Consider the following 20,057-nt stretch of genomic DNA (forward strand, 5'->3'; position numbering starts at 1 on the left):
TTCCTGCAGCCTCGAGAAAGAGCGGCCCTCGCTCAAGGGGTTCGAGCGAAGGCAAAGGTAGGGAGGGGACGGGTCGCCAATCGTGGTGCGATGCCGTCGTTCCTAAGTCGGAGGCCGAAGTCCCGGCGAAGAGACCCAATCGTCCAGATGCGCCGTGGTGTCCGCGTTGCGCGCTTGCTTGAGAAGCTGGTCCCGCTCGATGCCCGCTGGCAGCGCCTCGGCGCGCTTACGCATCGCGAGGGCAAGCCTCGCCAAGGTCTCTCGGAGTGTCTCGGCTTGTTGGACGCGACGCCAGTGCTTCATGTCGCCCCCCGTCCAATCAGGGATCCCGGGGTCCGGGCAAGGATCCCTGGTTAACGCTACGACCGAACAACGCGGCGTTCTCCAACATAGGTTATGGCTGCACTGCGATTTAGACGGCCGCGACCGTCAGCCGAGGCTTGCGCGGATCGATATCTGCAAGACGCGCGCACCGTCCTCGGTCTGCACCTCCAGACGCCAATCATCGTCGGGCTGCAGATCGCCATCGAGGTCGCGCAAGCAGTCGCCGGCGTACCGTGTCGCGACTTCCCAGGCCGCACGTCGATCCGGAAGTTCCTGGCCAAGCTCGTCGCGGTCGTTCAACCGATCGCCGCTACAGATGTTGAAGTAGAATTTGGGCATCGCCAAACCCCGTCCCGGGATTCCTGACGGGTAAAGTAACCCATGTTAATTTCGTTCCTATTCGCCCTGCTGGCCTGACGTGGCCAACCATCCGTTGATGCTTCGTGCAATCTCCGCCTGACGCGCCTTCTGCAACATGATGTTGCGAGCTTCACCCAGCGGAAGGCTTACCGCCGCCTTGCGCGCCGCTACCGCCGCCTGCTCCAATCGATCGTCGAAGGGTACGGTCTGCTTACGACGGTTGCGCTTTTGTGTCATGGAAACCTCCAGTCCGGTTTCCACGCTGCGCCTCGACGGCGCCGATGTCGCTAACCTGGGTTACAGCGCATTGACCTATAAATTTGCACTTCGGAGGAACAATTACGCCTTCTTCGCGTCTCGCGCCAAGACGCCGGAACGAGCCGTCTGCCAGCTCTTCGACCGCGAGCGGGATCCACATCGGGGATGAGACGGCTGTCCTCGCGGATATCAAATAAGAGCGCGGCATCCGGACCTCAGAGGGTTGGCGATTGATGCAGGTAACGGGGTTCGAAATCCGCTAGTTCCTGAAACTTCCGCTCGTCGAGCACGATGACGCGGCCGCGATTGAGCTCGACGATCCCCTCCTGGCGCAGCTGTCTGATCACCCGGTTGGCGTGCACTGCGGTGATGCCCAGCGCCTCGCCGATCTGCTCCTGCGTCAGAGGCATTTCAAAGCTGTCGCTGTCCAGCCGCCCGATCATCCTGAGGCGCTCGCGCAGCTCGATCATGACATGGGCGAGCCGTGCCGGTGCGGGACGTTGGCCGACATTGACGATCCATTCGCGAAACATGGCGGAGTCGATCAGCGTGTCGCGCCAGAACATCTCGGCCACGCGCGGGCTGCGCCGATGCAATTTTTGCAGCGCCTCATGACTGATGAAACCGAGCGTCGCCGGCGTCAGCGTCGATAGATCATGGTCCATCACGTGCAGAAACAAGCTCATGAGATCAGGGATCTCGCCGGGGATATGCAGCGAAAGGATCTGCCGCTTGCCATTCGCGAGGGTCTTGGAGCGCGCGCAAAATCCGTCCACGATCAGGCAGCAGTCGGTCGCACGCTCGCCATCGCGCACCACCGCCGTCTCGGCCGGAAACTGCCGCACCGAGATCGGAAGGGCTTCGACCTCCTTGATATCCTCCTCCGCAATTGCGGAAGAAACGCGCAGTCGCTCGATGAGCGCCGCGCGGATCGCGTCGCTGGGCACTTCCTCTGGCTCCCGTCGTGGAGAAGGAACTCAAGGCGCCGCAGCGCCCGCCGGGACAAAACCCGCGATCGCCTCGCACGGTTCCAACAAAAGTTAAGGACGCGGCTTGGTGGCGCGTGGTTGGCTTGGCGCTCGAAAGGGCAATTCATCATGAAGAAGCGCAATCGTACGCGACCGGCCCAGTCCCTTCAGGAACGCCTGACCAGGTTCACGCAGAACGCCCGCGCCGCGGCCAACAATCTTCCGGTCGGCGCCGAGCGTCACGCACTGCTGCAAAAGGCACGCGACGGCGAGGCCGCCGCGGCGATGGAGCGTTTGCTCTCCTCCCCCGACCCACAAGGTCCGAAATAGGCGGGCCGGGCGGCTGGATCGCTAGTGCTTTACCATCAGCGGGAGCGCAGGTGCGAAGCGCTCCTCGAACGTCAAAGTCCTGGCCTGGTGGACCGCCGCGAACGACGCCGAGATTCCTGCTGAAGCAACCACGGCCAAGCCAATTGCGAAAACCAGACGGCGCATGTGAGCCTCCCTTGTGAGCTCGACTACCATGATTAAGTGGAGCGGCTCTGTTTCAGGACGGTTTCGTCAGCGCGGAAAATGATTGCGTTCAAGCGGCTGTGATGAGGTCGGCCTCGTCGGGCCGCATGCCATCACCAATTGATGAGTATCGCCGTTGTCTTGCAGCGAGCGCGAGGAGTGGCGGGAATTTCCAGCCCGCGAGCGCGATCGGATATCGCAAGGACACAGCGACAGGCACCCCCTGCTTGCGTGCCGCGCCTTCGAGGAAACTCACATGAAGATCGTGATTCAAAAGCTCAATGGTCTGTGGCACCTCATCGTCGGATCGTATCGAATCCGTACCCCCTTTCTGGAGACCCAGGACCGCGCGCTGGTCGTGACATACGCCAGGCGCGCCTACCCTGGCGCCAAGATCTTCCAGCGCGACTGATGGAAGCGTTGCGCGCCTCAATCGTCCGATGCCGGCCCGCACCAGCCGGGCAGGTAGATTGCATCCTTGCTCTTGGCCGCAGCCAGCGCCTTCTCGAGCGCCTTGTCGAAATTGGCGTCCACCGCCTTGCGCGACAACTTGCGGCGCAGGAAGTCGGCCCATAGAAATTCGGAGAACGGCGTAGTGTCCTTGGCGAAGCCGCCCATGCGGCGGAGTTCGCCGGCGAGGCTGCGGAACGGATCGTCCTTGAGATCGGCGACCGATTTCGGCAGATCGCGGAATGACCGGCGCTCGCCCTTGGAGTCATAAGGGTAGACCCAGCGCTTGTTGTCCATCACGCCCCAGAACGCTTCTTTCTCGACCATGCGAAGGTCGCCGACGACAGTGACCAGCACCTGCTTGATGCCCTCGTCGTGGAGCGCGCGGCCGAGATGGTGATGGTCGATGACGTAGTAGCGTCCGTCAGGGCCGGCGACGACGGGGATCATGTGGGTGCCAAGCAGGTCGGACTGCTTGTTCTTGCCGTGCTCGCGCCAGCGCTTGCGCTTCTCCTTGACCTCGCGCATGCCGACCGTCATCTGCGTCGGCCGAAGCGACAGGATCGGTACCGGGTGCACTCTCGGCTCGCGCGCGTTGGTCGTCATGATCGAGGGCCTCTCATCTGGTTGCAAGCTGTCGTTCGGGTTCCCGATTATGCCATGGGCCTTGCGGCGGCAACATGCGTTCGGGAGACACCAAGCGCGACCCGGACCCGCAGTGTTGCAGCGCAACCCAGAGGTTCCTGATGCCGGGATGACAACCAGGGCCGGTGATGACGCTTCTGTCCAGGAAGATCATTCCAACGCGCAATGCACGTGCGCGCTGAGAAGATTTTCTGCACCCACGAAGTCGCCTGTGCTATCTAAAAATCGCTGCTTCGGAGTGATCCCCGCCCCATGAAATCCCAGCGGCCCATAACCTCGGACGACGAGCACCAGGTGCTCCAGTTCAGGCCGCGCACGACGCCCGCTCCGGTGATCCGTCGGGGCAGCGGCGTCGTCCAGAAGCTGCATGCAGCGGCGCCCGAGCCGCTCGACCTGTCGCGCTACCAGCAGCCCCGCGCCGAGCCCGACGATTACCGGCATCGCATGCTCGCCAACGTCGCCGCGCTCGCCTTTACCATCGCCCTGACTGCGATCGGGATCTGGCTCGCGGTCAGCATCGCCGATCTGCGCCGCACACAGGATTGCGTGCTGATGGGCCGCCGGGACTGCGTCAGGATCACGACACCGCACATCTAGGCCCGGCCGGGGACGTCGTCGTGCCCGGGCTGGTCCCGCCTGCGCGGCTGAAGCCGCTTCGGCGCGGCGAAGGCCCGGGCATCCACGTGTTTTGGGCAGCTGACAAGGCGTGGATGGCCGGGACAAGCCCGGCCATGACGGTGCGACCACAGAACGCCAGTACGGGGATGGGGCAGCATCCCCAGCCCTGTCCCCCACCCCGTCCGGCTCCATTGAACTCGGGGCGGCGCTCCGATATACGGGCTCTCGACCCGTCCAGAGGGGGGTTTGAGGGCGTCATCAGGGGCGCGATGCCCACCCACCGTGCCGCTCTGGGAACCTGACAAATATCAGCAATATATCAAAGGCTTAGTGATGTCCTCCACATTCGATCAGGTCGCTACGATCATCGCTGAAACCTGCGACATCCCGCGCGACACGATCACGCCGGATAGCCATGCCATCGATGACCTCGGCATCGACAGCCTCGATTTCCTGGACATCGCGTTCGCGATCGACAAGCAGTTCGGCATCAAGCTGCCGCTGGAAAAGTGGACCCAGGAAGTCAACGACGGCAAGGCGACCACCGAGCAGTATTTCGTGCTGAAGAACCTGTGCGCGCGCATCGACGAGCTGGTTGCCGCCAAGGGCGCGAGCGCCTGATCGGGCGGTCATGCAACTCGAATACTTCCACATGATCGATCGCATCGTCGACCTCAAGGTCGACGAGAAGACGATCGTCGTCGAGGCCCAGGTCCCCAAGGAGAGCACCGTCTTCGAGGGGCACTTCCCGGGCTATCCCCTGATGCCCGGCGTGCTGCTGATCGAATCGATGGCACAGGCCTCGGGCTTTCTCCTGCTTGGTGTGCTCAAGTTCGAGCGCATGCCGATTCTCGCTGCCGTGAAGGAAGCCAAGGTCCGCGGCTCCGTGTTTCCGGGCGACCTCATGACGATCGAGGCGAGCGTCGCCCATGAGGGCTCGGGCTACGCGATGACCGAGGCGAAGCTCCGGGTTGGCGGCAAGCTCCGCGCGAACTCGAGCCTCACTTTTACGCTGATCCCCTTCCCCAATTCGGATATGCGCGGATACATGGACGCGGTCGCAACCCGCGTCGGCTTTCCGCAACAGGCCGTTTCGCCATGACTGACACCGTTTCGAAGCCGGGCCAGACCGAAGTCTGGATCACCGGTATTGGTCTTGCCACCTCGCTTGGCGAAGGGCTCGACGCCAACTGGGCCGCGCTCCAGGAAAAGCGCATCAATGTCGACGAGACCGGCTTTGCGCCCTTCATCGTGCACCCGCTGCTGCCCGTCTCCTTCGACAGCCAGATCCCGAAGAAGGGTGACCAGCGCCAGATGGAAGCCTGGCAGCGCATCGGCGTCTATGCCGCGGGCCTCGCGCTCGACTCGGCCGGCATCAAGGGCAACAAGGATATCCTGTCGAAGATCGACATGGTGGTGGCTGCCGGCGGCGGCGAGCGCGACCTCAACGTCGACACCGGCGTACTGAACGCCGAAGCCAGGGGCGCCAATGCCCCCGGCTTCCTCAACGAGCGGCTGATGAGCGATCTCCGGCCGACGTTGTTTCTGGCCCAGCTCTCCAATCTGCTCGCCGGCAATATCGCCATCGTCAACGGTCTCGGCGGCACCTCCCGCACCTTCATGGGCGAAGAGGTTGCGGGCGCCGATGCGCTGCGCATCGCGCTGTCGCGCATCGCCTCGGGCGAGAGCGACATTGCGCTGGTCGGTGGCTCGCATAATGGCGAGCGCAAGGACCTGTTGGTCCTCTATGAATTCGGCGACTTCAACCTGAAGAACAAGTTCGCTCCGGTCTGGGCGCGCAAGGACCATCCCGGCTTCGCGCTCGGCTCGGCCGGCGCCTTCCTTGTGCTGGAATCGAAAGCGCACGCGGAAGCGCGCGGCGCCAAGCCTTACGCAAAGCTGTCGAGCGTGGTGACCGATCTGGCCCGCCGCAAGCAGTCCGGCGACATGGAAGCGACGCTGGAGAAGCTCTGGGACAAGCTGCCGAAGCGCGCGGGCAAGGGCGCGATCATCTCGGGCGCATCAGGCGCAGAGCCGGCGACCTCGGAGGAGCGCGACTTCCTGAAGAAGCACACCGACTTCCCGGTACGCGCGACCGGTACGATGTTCGGGCACACCATGGAAACGCAGTTCCCGCTCGGGATTGCGCTCGCCGCGCTCTCGATCTCGCGTGGCGCGCTGTTCCCGCCGAACGATTCGACCGGGACCGAGATTGAAATGCAGGGGGCGCCCACCCAGATTGTCGTGGTGGGAGCCGGACACTGGCGCGGCGAAGGCATGGCGCTGGTCGAGGCGGTTGACTAGCTTCATCGGGGGACGATCGACATGACTGCACCACGCGACAAACTCGGGCGTCCCGTCGTCGTCGTCACCGGCATGGGCATCATGACCTCGCTCGGTGCCGGCAAGGCCGACAATTGGTCGAAGCTCGTTGCAGGCGAATCCGGCATCCGCACCATCACGCGCTTTCCGGTCGACGGCCTGAAGACCACGATGGCCGGCACGGTCGATTTCGTCAGCGTCGATCCGTTCTCCTCGACCGGCCTGTCCGAGCGGATGGCCGAGCTCGTCACGGAGGAAGCCCTCGAGCAGGCCGGCATCGGCGCCAAGGGCGATTTCCCGGGTCCGCTCTTCCTCGCGGTTGCACCGGTCGAAGTGGAGTGGCCGCAGCGCCGCGAGCTCGGCCGCACCGTGGGCGCGCCCGACTTCACTTACGACGATCTCTTGCGCATCTCCGGCGGCGGCAAGTTCAGCGCCTATCATCATCGCTTCATGTTCGGCTCGGTCGCAGCCCACCTCGCCGAGACCTTCGGCACCAAGGGCTCGCCGATCTCGCTGTCGACGGCCTGCGCATCCGGCGCGACCTCGATCCAGCTCGGCGTCGAGGCGATCCGCCGCGGCGAGACCGATGCGGCGCTGTGCGTCGCCACCGACGGCACCGTGAATCCGGAAGCGCTGGTGCGCTTCTCGCTGCTGTCGGCGCTGTCGACCCAGAACGATCCGCCGCAGGCGGCCTCCCGCCCCTTCTCCAAGAACCGCGACGGTTTTGTCATGGCCGAAGGCGCCGGCGCGCTTGTGCTGGAGAGCTACGAAGCAGCTCTCGCGCGTGGAGCAAAGATCCTCGGCGTGATCGCCGGCTGCGGCGAGCTCACCGATTCCTTCCATCGCACCCGCTCCTCGCCCGACGGCAAGCCGATCATCGGCTGCATGAACAAGACCCTGGCCGATGCCGGCATGACGCCCGACCAGATCGACCACATCAACGCGCACGGCACCGCGACGCCCGAGAACGACAAGATGGAGTTCAACACGACCTCGGCCGTGTTCGGCGATCTCGCGCAGAAGATTCCGGTCACCTCCAACAAGTCGATGGTCGGCCACACCATCTCGGCGGCCGGCGCGGTCGAGGCGATCTTCTCGCTGCTGACGCTCGAGCATCAGCGCATTCCGCCGACCATCAATTACGAGACGCCGGATCCCACCATCCTGTTCAACGTGGTCGGCAACAAGGCGCGCGATGCCCGCGTCACCGCCGTGATGTCGAACTCGTTCGGCTTCGGCGGCCAGAACGCATCGCTGATCCTGACCCGCGAACCGGCCTGACCAACGCAGCATGGCGCTGATTCCCATCAGCACGAAGATTCGCGCGCGCAATGCAGCCAAATCGATCGCCGGAGGCCTGATTGGCGCCGCCACCGTCGGCATGCTGCGCACCACGCGCTATTTCGACCCGGTCAAGACCTCGGACTTCTTCGCGCGCGTCACCAAGCTGGTCGGCCCGCGCCTGCGCGAGCATCGCATCGGCCGCGCCAATCTCACCGCGGCGTTTCCCGAGAAGTCGCCCGAGGAGATCGAGCAGATCCTGATGGGCGTGTGGGACAATCTCGGCCGCGTCGGCGCCGAGTTCGCCCATATCGACCATGTCTGGGATTACGATCGCGCGCATCCGGAACGCAGCCGGATCGAATTGTCGCCGCGCACAATCGAGCTGTACGACCAGATCCGTGACGACGGCAAGCCGGCGCTGATCTTCGCCGCGCACCTGGCCAATTGGGAATTGCCCGCGCTCGCCGCGCCCGCGCACGGGCTCGATGCTGCGATCCTCTACCGCCGGCCGAACATCGCCTCCGCCGACCGCATCATCCAGGAGATGCGCCAGGTCAACATGGGCACGCTGATCCCGGCGGGCCGCGACGCGCCCTTGCGGCTCGGACAGGCGCTCAAGGACGGCAAGCACGTCGCCATGCTGATCGACCAATATCTGACCGGCGGCGTCGAAGTCACATTTTTCGGCCGCAAGACCCGCGCCAACCCGACACTGGCGCGCCTGCTCCGCCAGGTCGAGTGCCCGATCCACGGCGTGCGCGTCATCCGCCTGCCAAACTTCCGCTTCCGCGCCGAGCTGACCGAAGAGATTCCCCCGGTGCGCGACGCCGACGGCAAGATCGACATCCAGGGCACGATGCAGGCGATCACGAGCGTCGTCGAAGGCTGGGTGCGCGAACATCCCGAGCAGTGGCTGTGGCTGCACCGGAGATGGCGGTAGGCGCTCTGTCATTGCGAGCGCAGCGAAGCAATCCAGAATCCCTCCGCGGAAAGACTCTGGATTGCTTCGCTGCGCTCGCAATGACGATGCTATTCGTCCCGTCATCCTGAGGTGCGAGTTGCGCAGTGCATTTGCACTGCGCGGCGAGCCTCGAAGGATGCACGGCCCCGATGCAGCCGGGCCGCCGCCCTTCGAGGCTTGCTCTGCGGCGCGGCGCGCCACAGAGCGCGCACCTCAGGTTGACGGTCTGACTCTCTCTGACAGGAAGCGAGGAAGGCTCGACGCCGGACGGAGCGCGCCCTCACTCCTCCGGCAACCCCGCATCCACCTCGGCCTGCACGACGCGCTCCCACGCCGCGATACAGACCGGGCTTGCGTTCTTCATCGGCGGCCAGACGCTTTGCCTGTTGGTGCCGGGCCGCAAGCGCAGGCCCTCCGCGATCGCCGCCCTCGCCTCCTCGTCCCGGCCTAATCTCTGATAGGCGGCGGCGAGCAGGAAATGCGAGCGGCCGGTGCCCGGCGTGATGGCGATCGAGCGCTGCAGCCACGGCAGCGCCTCCTCGTAGCGGCCCATCAAGGCATACGCCGTGCCCGCGCCGAGCAGCCAGGTCCAGCGCGAGGCCGGCGGCGTATCGTAGCGATCGGCCTGCTGGAACGTGGTGAGCGCATCGTCGAAGCGGCCGAGATAGATCTGGCCCAAGCCGATCAGATAAATCGCAGCCCCGTTCCACGGATCGAAGCTCAAGGCTTTGGCGCAGGTGACGAGGCTTTCGACGAAATGGTTGGTGGCGCTGAGGAAGCGGCAAGAGGCCTCCAGCGCCGGGATCGAATTCGGCCTCGATCGCAACGCCTGCTCCAGCGTCGCATTGGCCCTCGCCTCGACCGCGACCGCCTCCTCCGGGCTGAACCAGACCATCTGGATGCCGCGCATCTGCAGCGAGGCGAGCGCGACCGCGATGTCGAGATTCTCAGGGTCGTCGTTCAGCGCCTTCTGCAGCATGGCCTGCGCCGCGCCAAAACGCTCGCGCGTGGTCTGGTTGATCGAGGCGAGCGCCTGCTCGACCGCCACCTTGTCGCCGCCCGCCGACATCATGCGGCGCGCCGATGACGATGCACGCGGCTCCAGGATTTCATTGAGACGGCGCGCCAGCACATGGCCGACGCCCGCCGCGAGTCGCGCCTGCGCACGCTGCGCGTCCACCCCCTCGACATTGACCGACACTGTCGCGACCGACTGAACCTCGCCGCTCGCAGTCTTGATGATGCGCGCCCGCAACGTCCAGGATTGATCGGCAAGCTGCAACTCGCCGCGCAGCTCGTAATCGGATGAGGTGGCAGGCGCGGCCGAGCTCTCGCCGCCCGCGACGACCGCGATCCGCGGCGCTACCACGCTGATGTTCTGGATCCTGGCAAAACCGTCGGTCAGACGGCCGGTGACCTCCCCCGCCATGGCCACGCCACTTGGGTCGTTGCTGGCATCAACGATCGGTATCACCGCAATGCGCGGCGGCGCCGGCTTGAACAGCAGGTCCGGCTTCAGCACGGGCGCGGCCACCGCGAGCCCCATGACGATCACGCCAAGCCCCGCCACAACGGCGGCCACGGCACGATGACTCAAACCGAAGATGGGGCGCTGAGGGCGCGCAGGCTGCGCCATGACCACGGCCGTCGGCTCGGGCTCACCCGCCTCGGTCGCAGCCGACAACGCTGCCTCGGCCTGCGCCGTGACATCAGGCGCCTCCGCGACTTCCGCCGCCAGCAGATAGCCGCCGCCGGAGGCGAGCTTGATCAGCTGCCGCCGTTCGTCGCCAAGCGCGGCGCGGAGCTCGCGGATGCACTGGAACAGGCTGTCCTCGCCGACATGGACGTTCGGCCAGACCGCCTCCATCAGCTCCTGCTTGCTCAGCACCCGGCCGCCGCTGGTTGCAAAGAGCCGCAGCATCTCGAATGTCTTGGGCCGGAGCTTGATTGCAACGCCATCGGCCGAACGCAGCTCCGCGCGCTGCTGGTCCAGCTCGAAGCCGGCGAAACGAAGCAATTGAACCCCCGAAGCGTCTGTCTGGGCGGCTCCTATAGAGGAACTGTGTCGAAAAAGCCCGGAAAAATGTCCTGAAGCGGAAATATCAGAAATCTTCAGAAAGCTCCCACCCCCTTATCAGGACACCACCCCGACCCCGATGCGATGAATCAACCCGTGGACTCGTGGGTCGTGTGCTGGGGGACGTGGTGCGGACGGGGAAAGATTGTTTCAAGGCCGGCAGCCGTCTGCGGGCCGCGCTGCTGACGTCATCGGCGCTGGCCCTGGCCTGGGCGCTGCCGGCCTCGCCATCGCGCGCCGCGTCGAATGGCACCTGGCTCACCTCCCCCGGCAGCAACGATTACAGCAACGGCGCCAATTGGGACGGCGGCTTCGTGCCGGTGGGCACGGCCTCGTTCGGCACCTCCAATACCACCAGCCTGGTGATTACGAGCGCCAGCAGCGTCGGCGGCTGGACCTTCAATGCCGGCGCCTCGAACTACACGTTCGACGCCGGCGGTCAGCTGAACTTCACGGGTGCCGGAATCACCGTCAACGGCGGTGGTGTCACGATTAACTACAACAACGGCATGTCGTCATCGTTCACCGGTTCAAGCACCGCCGGCGACGCTACCCTCAACATCAACTACCTCGCCGACCTTGTGTTCTCCGGCAACAGCACGGCCGGCAATGCCGCCATCAACAACAACAGTCAAATCGAGTTTACCACGACCGGTCCCGTCACGGCCGGCTCGATCTCGGGCAGCGGGTATTTCGACCTCGGCGGCAACCAACTGACGGTCGGCTCCAACAATCTGTCGACCGAAGTGACCGGCGCTATTTTCAACGGCTCGCTGGTCAAGATCGGCAGCGGCACGCTGACCTTGTTGGGCGCCAAAACCTATGCCGGCGGCACCACGATCAACGGCGGCACGTTACAGCTCGGCAGTGCCGGCGGCGGCGGCGCCATTCTGGGGAGCGTCACCGTTGGCGTCGGCGGCACGTTCAGCGTCTTCAACGGCGACACCAGCGGCATCACCGGCATCACCAACGACGGAACCACGATCTTCCACAACGGAAGCAGCGCGGGCAGCGCCACCATCACCAACAGCGGCACCCTCTCGTTCTACGACGATGGCACGGCGGGCGCTTCAACCATCACCAACACGGGACACGGCACCGTCGACTTCTACGACCGCAGCACGGCCGGAAACGCGACCATCAACCATAGTCCCACCGATTACACCGCCGCTGTCACCTTCCACAATTCCAGCACCGCCGGAACCGCCAACATCACCAACGATGGCGCCGGCTCGGTTTATTTCCGCGACGCAAGCACGGCGGCAAGCGCAACCATCAACAACAACCTCAACAGAACGATGGCGTTTTACGACGCCAGCACGGCCGGCAGCGCGACCATCAATAACTACGGCGGTCTGACATATTTCTACGGCACGAGCACGGCCGGCGGCGCCACCATCACCAACTTTAGCTACGGCCAGCTCAGCTTCAACGACTCGACCTCGGCCGCAAACGCCAACATCACCAGCGGTCACTACGGCTTCGTTGGCTTCTTCAATTCGAGCACGGCTGGCAGTGCCACCATCAACATCAACGACTTCACCGGCATGCTGACTTTTCACGGCGCCAGTACGGCCGGCAGCGCCACCATCACCAGCACCGGCAATACGATATTTTACGATACCAGTACCGCTGGCAGCGCGACGATCAATAACAACAGCATGCTCTCCTTCTACGGCTCGAGCACGGCTGGCACTGCTGTCATCACCAACACCAACTCGGTCACTTTCAATCAGATGAGCTCGGCCGCGAGCGCCGGCATTACCAACAACGGCGTCCTGTCCTTCAGTGGTTCGAGCACGGCGGCAAGCGCAGCGATCACCAACAACCTTGCAACCAATTTCGCCGGCGCCAGCACGGCGGGAAGCGCGAGCATCACCAACACCTATAATATCCTTTTCAGCGGCAATAGCACGGCCGGCAACGCCGTCATTACCAACAATGGCGGCGGTCCCTTCCACAATTCCGTCGGAAACACCTCTTTCATGGACAACTCGACTGCGGGCAATGCGCAGTTGATCAACAACGACCCGAGCGCCGTCTTCGATTTTTCCCGCAGCTCCGGCCCGAACGGCGATCACAAGCTCGGCGCCGGTTCGATTGCCGGCAATGGCACGTTCTATCTCGGCGATAACGAACTTACGGTCGGCGGCAACAATCTGTCGACCGCCGTCAGCGGCGTCATTGCCGATGGTGGCAGCACCAGCGGCACCGGCGCCTCGCTGGTGAAATCAGGCACCGGCACGCTGACGCTGTCCGGCGCCAACACCTATACCGGCGGCACCACCTTCGCCGGCGGAACGGTCAGCGTCTCCTCGGACGCCAATCTGGGCGATGCGGCGGGCAGCCTGACCTTCAAGGGCGGCACCTTGCAGGTCACCGGCACGGTTTTCAATACCACCGCGCGCACCGTCAATCTCGGCACCGGCGGCGGCACGTTCGACATTGCGGACGCCGCCAACAATTTCGTCCTCAGCCAGAGTGTCAGCGGCAGCACGCTGACCAAGTCAGGGGCCGGCACGCTGACCTTGACCGGCCCGACCAGTTTTTCCGGCGCGACGGTGTCCGCCGGCACGCTGGCATTCCTCAACGCCTCGGCCGGTAGCGCAGACATCACCAACAACGCGCAATTGGCATTCTACGGCAACTCCACGGCCGGCAACGCAATCATCAACAACAGCGGCAATGTGCTGTTCGACGGCAATTCGACGGCCGGCAGTGCGCAGCTCATCAACACTGCGTCCAGCGCCGTCATCAACTTCTTCACCCCCGGCCCGAGCAGCGACGGCAGGATCAGCGCCGGCTCGATCGCCGGCAGCGGCCACTTCAACCTCAACGGCGGGGAACTGACGGTCGGCGGCAATAATCTGTCGACCAATGTCGCCGGCGTGCTCACCGGCGACGGACACAACACCGGAACATCGCTGGTCAAGGTCGGCGCCGGCACGCTGACGCTTTCGGGCATCAACACCTACACCGGCGCGACGATCGTCAACGGCGGCACGCTATCGGTGAACGGCTCGCTCGGCTCATCGAGCGGCATCACTGTGAACAGCGGCGGCACGCTCAGTGGCACCGGCACCGTCGGCAACACGACCATCGCGAGCGGCGGCACCCTGGCGCCGGGCAATTCCATCGGCACACTCAGCGTCAGCGGCAACCTCGCCTTCAGCGCCGGCAGCTTCTACCGGGTCGAGGTCTCCACCACCGCCGCCGACCGGACCAATGTCTCGGGCACCGCGACGCTCACCGGCGCCACCGTGCAGGCGGTGGCGATCCCCGGCAGCTTCCGCAGCCAGACCTACACTATTCTCAACGCGACCGGCGGCCTTGGTGGAACGCAGTTCGCCGGGCTGAGCGTCAGCGGCAGCTTCAGCCCCGCGCGCAATCCGCACCTCACCTACGATCCGAACAACGTCTATCTCGTGCTCGATCCCGGCGCGATCGTGCTGCCGGCGGGCACCGGCGCCAACCAGAGCAACGTGGCCGGCGCCATCAACGGAGCCGTCGCGGGCGGCGGGACGCCGCCCGCCGGCTTCGACGCGCTGCTCAACATGGGCCAGCCGCAGCTCAACCACGGGCTCAGCCAGGTCTCCGGCCAGCCCGGCGCCGCCGGCACGCAGGCCTCGTTCAATGCCATGCAGCAATTCGTCGGCATGCTCGATCCGCTGGGTGGCGGCGCGGATGGCGAACGCGGCGGCACGGCTGGCGACGGCGGGACGCTGGGCTACGCGTCCACCCAACCAAACGACGCCCGGGTACGCGAAGCCTACGCCGCAGTGACGCCGCGCGCGGCGAGCGGCGAGGTCATCGACCGGCGCTGGGGCGTGTGGGCCTCTGCTTACGGCGGCGCCAGCACGTTGAACGGCAACACTGCATCAGGTTCGAGCACCACCACCAGCCGCATCTACGGCACCGTGGTCGGCGCCGATTATCGCGTCGCGCCGAATACGCTGGTCGGCTTCGCGCTCGGCGGCGCCGGCTACAATTTCGCGCTATCCGACAACCTCGGCAGCGGCCGCGCCGATCTGTTCCAGGCCGGCTTCTATGCCCGTCACAATTTCGGGCCAGCCTATCTCTCAGCGGCGCTCGCCTATGGCTGGCAAGACGTCACCACCGATCGCACCGTGACGGTGTCAGGCACCGACAAGCTCACCGCCAACTTCAAGGCCAGCACCTTTTCGGGCCGCCTCGAAGCTGGCTGGCGTTTCGCACCGATCCCCGCCTCCAGCTTCGGCGTGACGCCCTACGCAGCCGCACAAGTCACGACCTTCCACCTCCCCGGCTACGGCGAGACCGCGATCGTCGGCAGCAACCAGTTCGCGCTGTCCTACACCGCGCAGGACACGACGAACGTTCGCACCGAGCTCGGCGCGCGCACCGACCAGCGCTTCCTCGTCAGCGACGGCGTGCTCACCTTGCGCGGTCGTCTTGCCTGGGCCCACGACACCAACACCAACCGCCTGGTCAGCGCCGCCTTCCAGACGCTGCCGGGCGCGGCCTTCACGGTCAACGGCGCGCAGCCGGCGGCCGACTCCGCGCTGGTCGGTGGGCGCGCGGAGATGAAATGGCGAAACGGGTTCTCGCTCGCGGGCACGATCGAAGGTGAGTTCTCCCAGAGCACGCAGACCTACACGGGCAAGGGCACGGTGCGGTATGAGTGGTAGGCGTCCGATCGGTCTTGCCGCGATTGCTTTGATCGCTGGTTTGCTGGCCACCCCGGCACGTGCGCAAAGCGGTGGCGCCGGCGGTGACGGCGACTATGCGCAGACGGGACAAACCGGCGGCGCCGGCGGCGTTGCGGGCATCAATGGCGGGGTCGGAGGCAACGGTGGCGCGCCGAACCGGTCGTGTGTCTGCACTGGCGGCGGCGGCGGTGGCGGCGCTGTGGGTGCAGCGGGCGGAGCCGGTGGCCCGGGCGGCTCCAATTCGCTTCCCACCGGCGGCACCGGTGGGGGCGTCGGACAGGATGGGACTGATGGAACGGGTTTGAACTATACGGCCAGTGGAGGCGGCGGTGGCGGCGGCGCCGCCATCGGGCTGAGCGGCGCGAGCTTGAACAATTCCGCGACGCTGACGGGTGGAAATGGCGGCAAGGGCGGAAATGGCGGGGTCAGCGCCGACGTCGCGGGCGGCGGCGGTGGTGGCGGTGCGGGCAGCAGCGCATTCACCGTCACCGGCGCCGGGATCGTGTCGAACAGCGGCGGCATCACGGGCGGCGCGGGCGGCGCGGGTGGCGCCGGCGCTATCGCCGGCAACGGTGGTGACGGCGGCAACGGGATCGTTGTGACGGCGACGGGCGTGACCGTCAACAATTCGGGAGCGATTTCTGGCGGCGCCGGCGGTGCTGGCGGCGCACACATCTCCGATCCCTATACGCTGGCACGGGCCGGAGCGGCAGGCATCGGAGGCGCCGGCATTATCGGCGCCGGCCTGACCATCACCAACAGCGGCACGATTGCCGGCGGCGCTGGATACGGTGTCGGAGGCAACGCCATCAGCTTCACGGGCGGCGCCAACACGCTGACGTCGGTTGGCGGCACGCTGACAGGCAATCTCGGCCTTGCCAATGGTGTCGGCGCCGGCTTGACCTTTGCGCAGACGACCGCGGCCGGCGCCTCAGGCGACGTGGCGATCTCCGGCATCACCGGCCTCACAGGCGGCGCCACCGATGCCTCGGTGGCTATCAGGCTCGACGGCGGACGCTCGCTCACCATCGCCGGTGCCAGCACCTATAGCGGCGGTACCGCGGTGAGCGACGGATCGACACTCATCATCGGCAACAGCAATTCACTCGGCACCGGCACGCTGACGATGGGCGAGACACTTGCCGGAGTCACCAGGCTGGTATTGGCCGGCGACGGTCTTACCATTGCCAATACCATCGTCATCAACAGCGATCCCATCATCACCGTCGCGGCAGGCACGACCAATACGATGTCGGGGCCGATCAGCGGCGCCGGCGACATCGTGCTCAATGGCGGCGGCACATTGGTGCTGTCAGGCGCCAATACATACACCGGCGGCACCACGATCTGCGGCACCGCCTGCGGCGCGGCGGGCGGCAGCAGCGTGCTTCAGATCGGCGTCGACACTGTCGGCACGCCGGGCGCTATCGTCTCCTCGGCGATCGGCACCGGTACGCTCACCTTTGATGGTGGCACGCTGCAAGCCGGCGGCAATTTCACCGTCGCCAATGCTGCGCAGATCAATGCCACCGGCGCTACGATCGACTCCAACGGATACACCTTCACCTATTCCGGCAACATCGCCGACGCTGCAGGTCAAACGGGCCGCCTGCTGCTCAAGAACACCAACGGCACCGTGATCCTGTCTGGCACCAACACCTATTCCGGCGGCACCACGGTCGCCGGCGGCACGGTGCGGGCGACCAACGGCAGTGCGCTCGGCACCGGCACGATCACCCTGCAAAACGCCCGATTCCAGGCCGGCGGCACAAGCGACCTGACTTTCGCCAACAACTTCAAGATCGATCAGTCAACCAACGGCAGCATCTTCGACGCCAACGGCAAGACGCTGACGATCGCCGGCAATATTACCGACGGCACCGGCTCCGGCCAGGTGACGATCGCGGACTTCACGTACCACCGGAACAAGGTGGTGTTGCTCGGTACCAACACCTACAGCGGCGGCACCAGAATCGGCTCACCGCTGGTGCTTGGTGATGCCACCCACACCGCGTCCATCATCGGTCAGGTCGTCAACTACGACAGTCTCTACATCCGGAATGCCGACACCTCGGCGATTACCAGCCTGATCACAAACGGGTCCAGCTACACGGAATTCTCGGGCACGACGACCGCGAGCACCATGACCGTCAGCAATCTCGGCGCCGTCTACTTTCTCAATATGAGCAGCGCCGGCAACGCTACGATCACTAACAATTACTTCTACATCGGCGGGCCGATTGTCTATGGCAACGTGCAGTTCGGCACGATGGGAGGAACCGATACCAGCACCGCGGGCCGTGCGACGATCAACAACAACGGCGGCTACACTGCCTTTTACGGGGCGACCAATGCCGGGACCGCCACCATCATCAACGACTCCGGCTCGACGACGTTTATGGATCAGTCGTCGGCGGCCGGAGCGACAATCACGAACCGTAATGGTGGCACTACCTCTTTCGGCGGGTGTTGCGTCAACGAAAACGTGACGGCAGGCAATGCCGCCATCACCAACAACGATGGGGGTTGGACCGTTTTTCAGGGCAGTGCGACCGCGGGCAGCGCCGTCATCACCACCAATTCCGGCGGCCAAACCATCTTCTACCAGAATGCAACGGGCGGCGACGCACAGTTCATCACCAATGGTACCGGCTATGCCGACTTCTCCTTCAGTCGCGGCACCAACGGCGGTGGCCGCATCACAGCCGGCTCGATTGCCGGCTCCGGTTCCTATTCCATCGGCGGCGGCAACACGCTCGTGGTCGGCAGCAACAACCTTTCGACGACGGTCAGCGGCGTGATCTCCGATTTCAATACCGCCCCATGGTGCGGTTGCGGCACGACCGGTCCGGGTAATCTGGAGAAGATCGGCACCGGCACGCTGACGCTCTCGGGCACCAACACCTATACCGGCACCACCGTCGTCAACGGCGGCATGCTCCAGATCGACGGTTCGATCGCATCCTCGAGCCTGACCAGAGTGAACGCGGGCGGCGCCCTCTCCGGCGCCGGCACCCTCGGCAACACCGTGATCGCCAACGGCGGCATCCTGCTGGCCGGCAACGGCACGCCGGCCTCGTCCTTGACCGTCGCAGGCAACCTCGCCTTCCAGTCGGGCGCGCTGTATCTGGTGACGGTCAACGCGAGCGCGGCCTCATCGGTCAACGTCACCGGCACGGCCGCACTCGGTGGCGAGATCGGCGTGAGCATCGCTACCGGCAGCACCGTTGCCAAGCAATACACGCTGGTCTCCGCGGCCGGTGGCCGCAGCGGAACGTTCACCAGTTTCGCCGTAACAGGCGTGCCGTCCGGCCTCGCTGCGAGCCTCGGCTACGATGCCGGTCACGCCTACCTGAATTTCGCGCTCGATTACGGCACCCGAACCAACCTCGATACCAACCAGAAGACGGTCGCGGCCGCGCTGCAGAACTTCTTCGACGCCAATGGCGGCATCAACTCCGCCTTCGTCGGGCGCTCCGCAAATGGCCTGTCGCAGCTTTCCGGCGAGAGCGCGACTGGATCGCAGCAGACCACGTTCGGCGCCATGAGCCAGTTTATGGGATTGCTGATCGATCCGTTCGTCGTTGGGCGCGACGGCGGCGCAGGCGGTGGCGCTCCCGCCGTGCCATACGCCGACGAGAGCTCTTCGTTCGCCGATCAGGCGCGCAGCGGCGACGCCCGCGACGCCTTCGCCAGCATTTCGCGCAAGGCGCCGCATGCGGAGTCCGCCTTCGACCAGCGCTGGAACGTCTGGGCGGCGGGCTTCGGCGGCTCGCAGACCACCAGCGGCAACACGTTGGCTGGCTCGAACAACACGACGAGCAGCCTCTACGGCACCGCTGTCGGCGCGGACTATCGCTTCTCACCGAACACCATCGCCGGTTTCGCGCTCGCCGGCGGCGGCACCAGCTTCAGTGTCAGCGGTCTCGGCTGGGGCCGCTCGGATCTGCTCCAGGCCGGCGCCTTCCTGCGCCACACCATCGGCCCGGCCTATTTCACCGCGGCGCTCGCCTATGGCTGGCAGGACATCACCACCGATCGCATCGTGTCGCTTGCCGGCGTCGACCGTCTGCGCGCCGAGTTCAACGCCAATGCCTGGAGCGGCCGCGTCGAAGGCGGTTATCGCTTTGTCGCGCCGTGGACCGGCGGCCTCGGCCTCACGCCCTATGCCGCAGGTCAGTTCACGACGTTCAACCTGCCGGCCTATGCGGAGTCAGTCGTCTCGGGGAGTAATACTTTCGCGCTCGCCTACACCGCCAGCGGCGTGACCGACGCCCGAAGCGAGCTCGGCCTGCGCGCCGATAAATCCTTCGCCATGGCGAACGGCGTCCTCACGCTGCGCGGCCGCGCCGCCTGGGCCCACGACTTCAATCCCGACCGCAACGTCGCCGCGACTTTTCAGGCGCTCCCCGGCGCGAGCTTCGTCGTCGGCGGTGCGCGACCGGCGGCCGACTCCGCGCTCACCACGGCGTCCGCAGAGATGAGATGGCCGAACGGCTGGTCGGCGGCAGTAAGCTTCGAGGGCGAGTTCTCCGACGTGACGCGTTCCTACGCCGGCAAGGGGACGGTACGCTACGAGTGGTAGGTGG

General features: G+C 65.3%; 15 protein-coding genes. 10 read left to right on the plus strand and 5 right to left on the minus strand.

Going from position 1 to position 20,057, the window contains the following annotated elements; translation table 11 throughout:
* Nucleotides 1–429: 429 nt before the first annotated feature.
* The 3 genes from XH80_RS39080 to XH80_RS39090 form a co-directional block, all read right to left on the minus strand.
* Nucleotides 430–663, minus strand: a complete 234-nt coding sequence (locus tag XH80_RS39080) for a DUF6894 family protein (protein ID WP_057758362.1) — start codon at nucleotides 661–663, stop codon at nucleotides 430–432.
* 57 nt (nucleotides 664–720) lie between these two features.
* A complete protein-coding gene (locus XH80_RS39085; protein WP_271603212.1) occupies nucleotides 721–921 on the minus strand; it encodes a hypothetical protein in 201 nt (66 codons plus the stop codon).
* Between the two features lie 236 nt (nucleotides 922–1,157).
* Nucleotides 1,158–1,889, minus strand: coding sequence for a Crp/Fnr family transcriptional regulator (locus tag XH80_RS39090; RefSeq protein ID WP_271603213.1), 732 nt, complete (start codon nucleotides 1,887–1,889; stop codon nucleotides 1,158–1,160).
* Nucleotides 1,890–2,039: 150 nt separating this feature from the next.
* On the opposite strand from XH80_RS39090, the gene XH80_RS39095 reads away from it, so the two are divergent.
* Nucleotides 2,040–2,240 (plus strand): hypothetical protein, encoded by a 201-nt coding sequence (locus XH80_RS39095; RefSeq protein ID WP_271603214.1) that lies wholly within the window; start codon nucleotides 2,040–2,042, stop codon nucleotides 2,238–2,240.
* Between the two features lie 439 nt (nucleotides 2,241–2,679).
* A complete protein-coding gene (locus XH80_RS39100) occupies nucleotides 2,680–2,835 on the plus strand; it encodes a hypothetical protein (protein WP_167354019.1) in 156 nt (51 codons plus the stop codon).
* A 17-nt stretch (nucleotides 2,836–2,852) separates the two neighbouring features.
* Here the strand turns inward: XH80_RS39100 and XH80_RS39105 are convergent, their stop codons facing one another.
* Nucleotides 2,853–3,479: a ParB-like protein gene (locus XH80_RS39105; protein ID WP_057758369.1), complete on the minus strand. Its 627-nt coding sequence runs from the start codon at nucleotides 3,477–3,479 to the stop codon at nucleotides 2,853–2,855.
* A 291-nt stretch (nucleotides 3,480–3,770) separates the two neighbouring features.
* Here XH80_RS39105 and XH80_RS39110 point away from each other — a divergent pair, with 291 nt between their 5' ends.
* From XH80_RS39110 to XH80_RS39135, 6 genes are all read left to right on the plus strand, one after another.
* Nucleotides 3,771–4,115, plus strand: coding sequence for a hypothetical protein (locus tag XH80_RS39110; RefSeq protein ID WP_271603215.1), 345 nt, complete (start codon nucleotides 3,771–3,773; stop codon nucleotides 4,113–4,115).
* 354 nt (nucleotides 4,116–4,469) lie between these two features.
* Nucleotides 4,470–4,757 carry an acyl carrier protein gene (locus XH80_RS39115; protein ID WP_007592476.1) on the plus strand — a complete coding sequence of 96 codons (288 nt, stop codon included), beginning with the start codon at nucleotides 4,470–4,472 and terminating at the stop codon, nucleotides 4,755–4,757.
* Between the two features lie 10 nt (nucleotides 4,758–4,767).
* Entirely contained in the window at nucleotides 4,768–5,238 is a 471-nt protein-coding gene (locus XH80_RS39120; protein WP_271603216.1) for a 3-hydroxyacyl-ACP dehydratase FabZ family protein, read from the plus strand.
* Complete coding sequence (locus tag XH80_RS39125; protein ID WP_271603217.1) at nucleotides 5,235–6,440, plus strand: beta-ketoacyl-ACP synthase; 1,206 nt, start codon at nucleotides 5,235–5,237, stop codon at nucleotides 6,438–6,440. Before XH80_RS39120 ends, XH80_RS39125 begins: the two co-directional genes overlap by 4 nt.
* Nucleotides 6,441–6,461: 21 nt before the next feature.
* Nucleotides 6,462–7,739 carry a beta-ketoacyl-ACP synthase gene (locus tag XH80_RS39130; protein WP_220001879.1) on the plus strand — a complete coding sequence of 426 codons (1,278 nt, stop codon included), beginning with the start codon at nucleotides 6,462–6,464 and terminating at the stop codon, nucleotides 7,737–7,739.
* Between the two features lie 10 nt (nucleotides 7,740–7,749).
* A complete protein-coding gene (locus XH80_RS39135; protein ID WP_271603218.1) occupies nucleotides 7,750–8,682 on the plus strand; it encodes a lipid A biosynthesis lauroyl acyltransferase in 933 nt (310 codons plus the stop codon).
* A 301-nt stretch (nucleotides 8,683–8,983) separates the two neighbouring features.
* Here the strand turns inward: XH80_RS39135 and XH80_RS39140 are convergent, their stop codons facing one another.
* On the minus strand, nucleotides 8,984–10,720 hold the full coding sequence (locus tag XH80_RS39140; RefSeq protein WP_271603219.1) for a tetratricopeptide repeat protein: 1,737 nt from the start codon (nucleotides 10,718–10,720) through the stop codon (nucleotides 8,984–8,986).
* A gap of 188 nt (nucleotides 10,721–10,908) precedes the next feature.
* Here XH80_RS39140 and XH80_RS39145 point away from each other — a divergent pair, with 188 nt between their 5' ends.
* Entirely contained in the window at nucleotides 10,909–15,447 is a 4,539-nt protein-coding gene (locus XH80_RS39145; RefSeq protein WP_271603220.1) for an autotransporter outer membrane beta-barrel domain-containing protein, read from the plus strand.
* A complete protein-coding gene (locus XH80_RS39150) occupies nucleotides 15,437–20,053 on the plus strand; it encodes an autotransporter domain-containing protein (RefSeq protein ID WP_271603221.1) in 4,617 nt (1,538 codons plus the stop codon). Before XH80_RS39145 ends, XH80_RS39150 begins: the two co-directional genes overlap by 11 nt.
* Nucleotides 20,054–20,057: the final 4 nt, after the last annotated feature.

This window comes from Bradyrhizobium sp. CCBAU 45384 (assembly GCF_028128665.1).
Classification (GTDB): domain Bacteria; phylum Pseudomonadota; class Alphaproteobacteria; order Rhizobiales; family Xanthobacteraceae; genus Bradyrhizobium; species Bradyrhizobium manausense.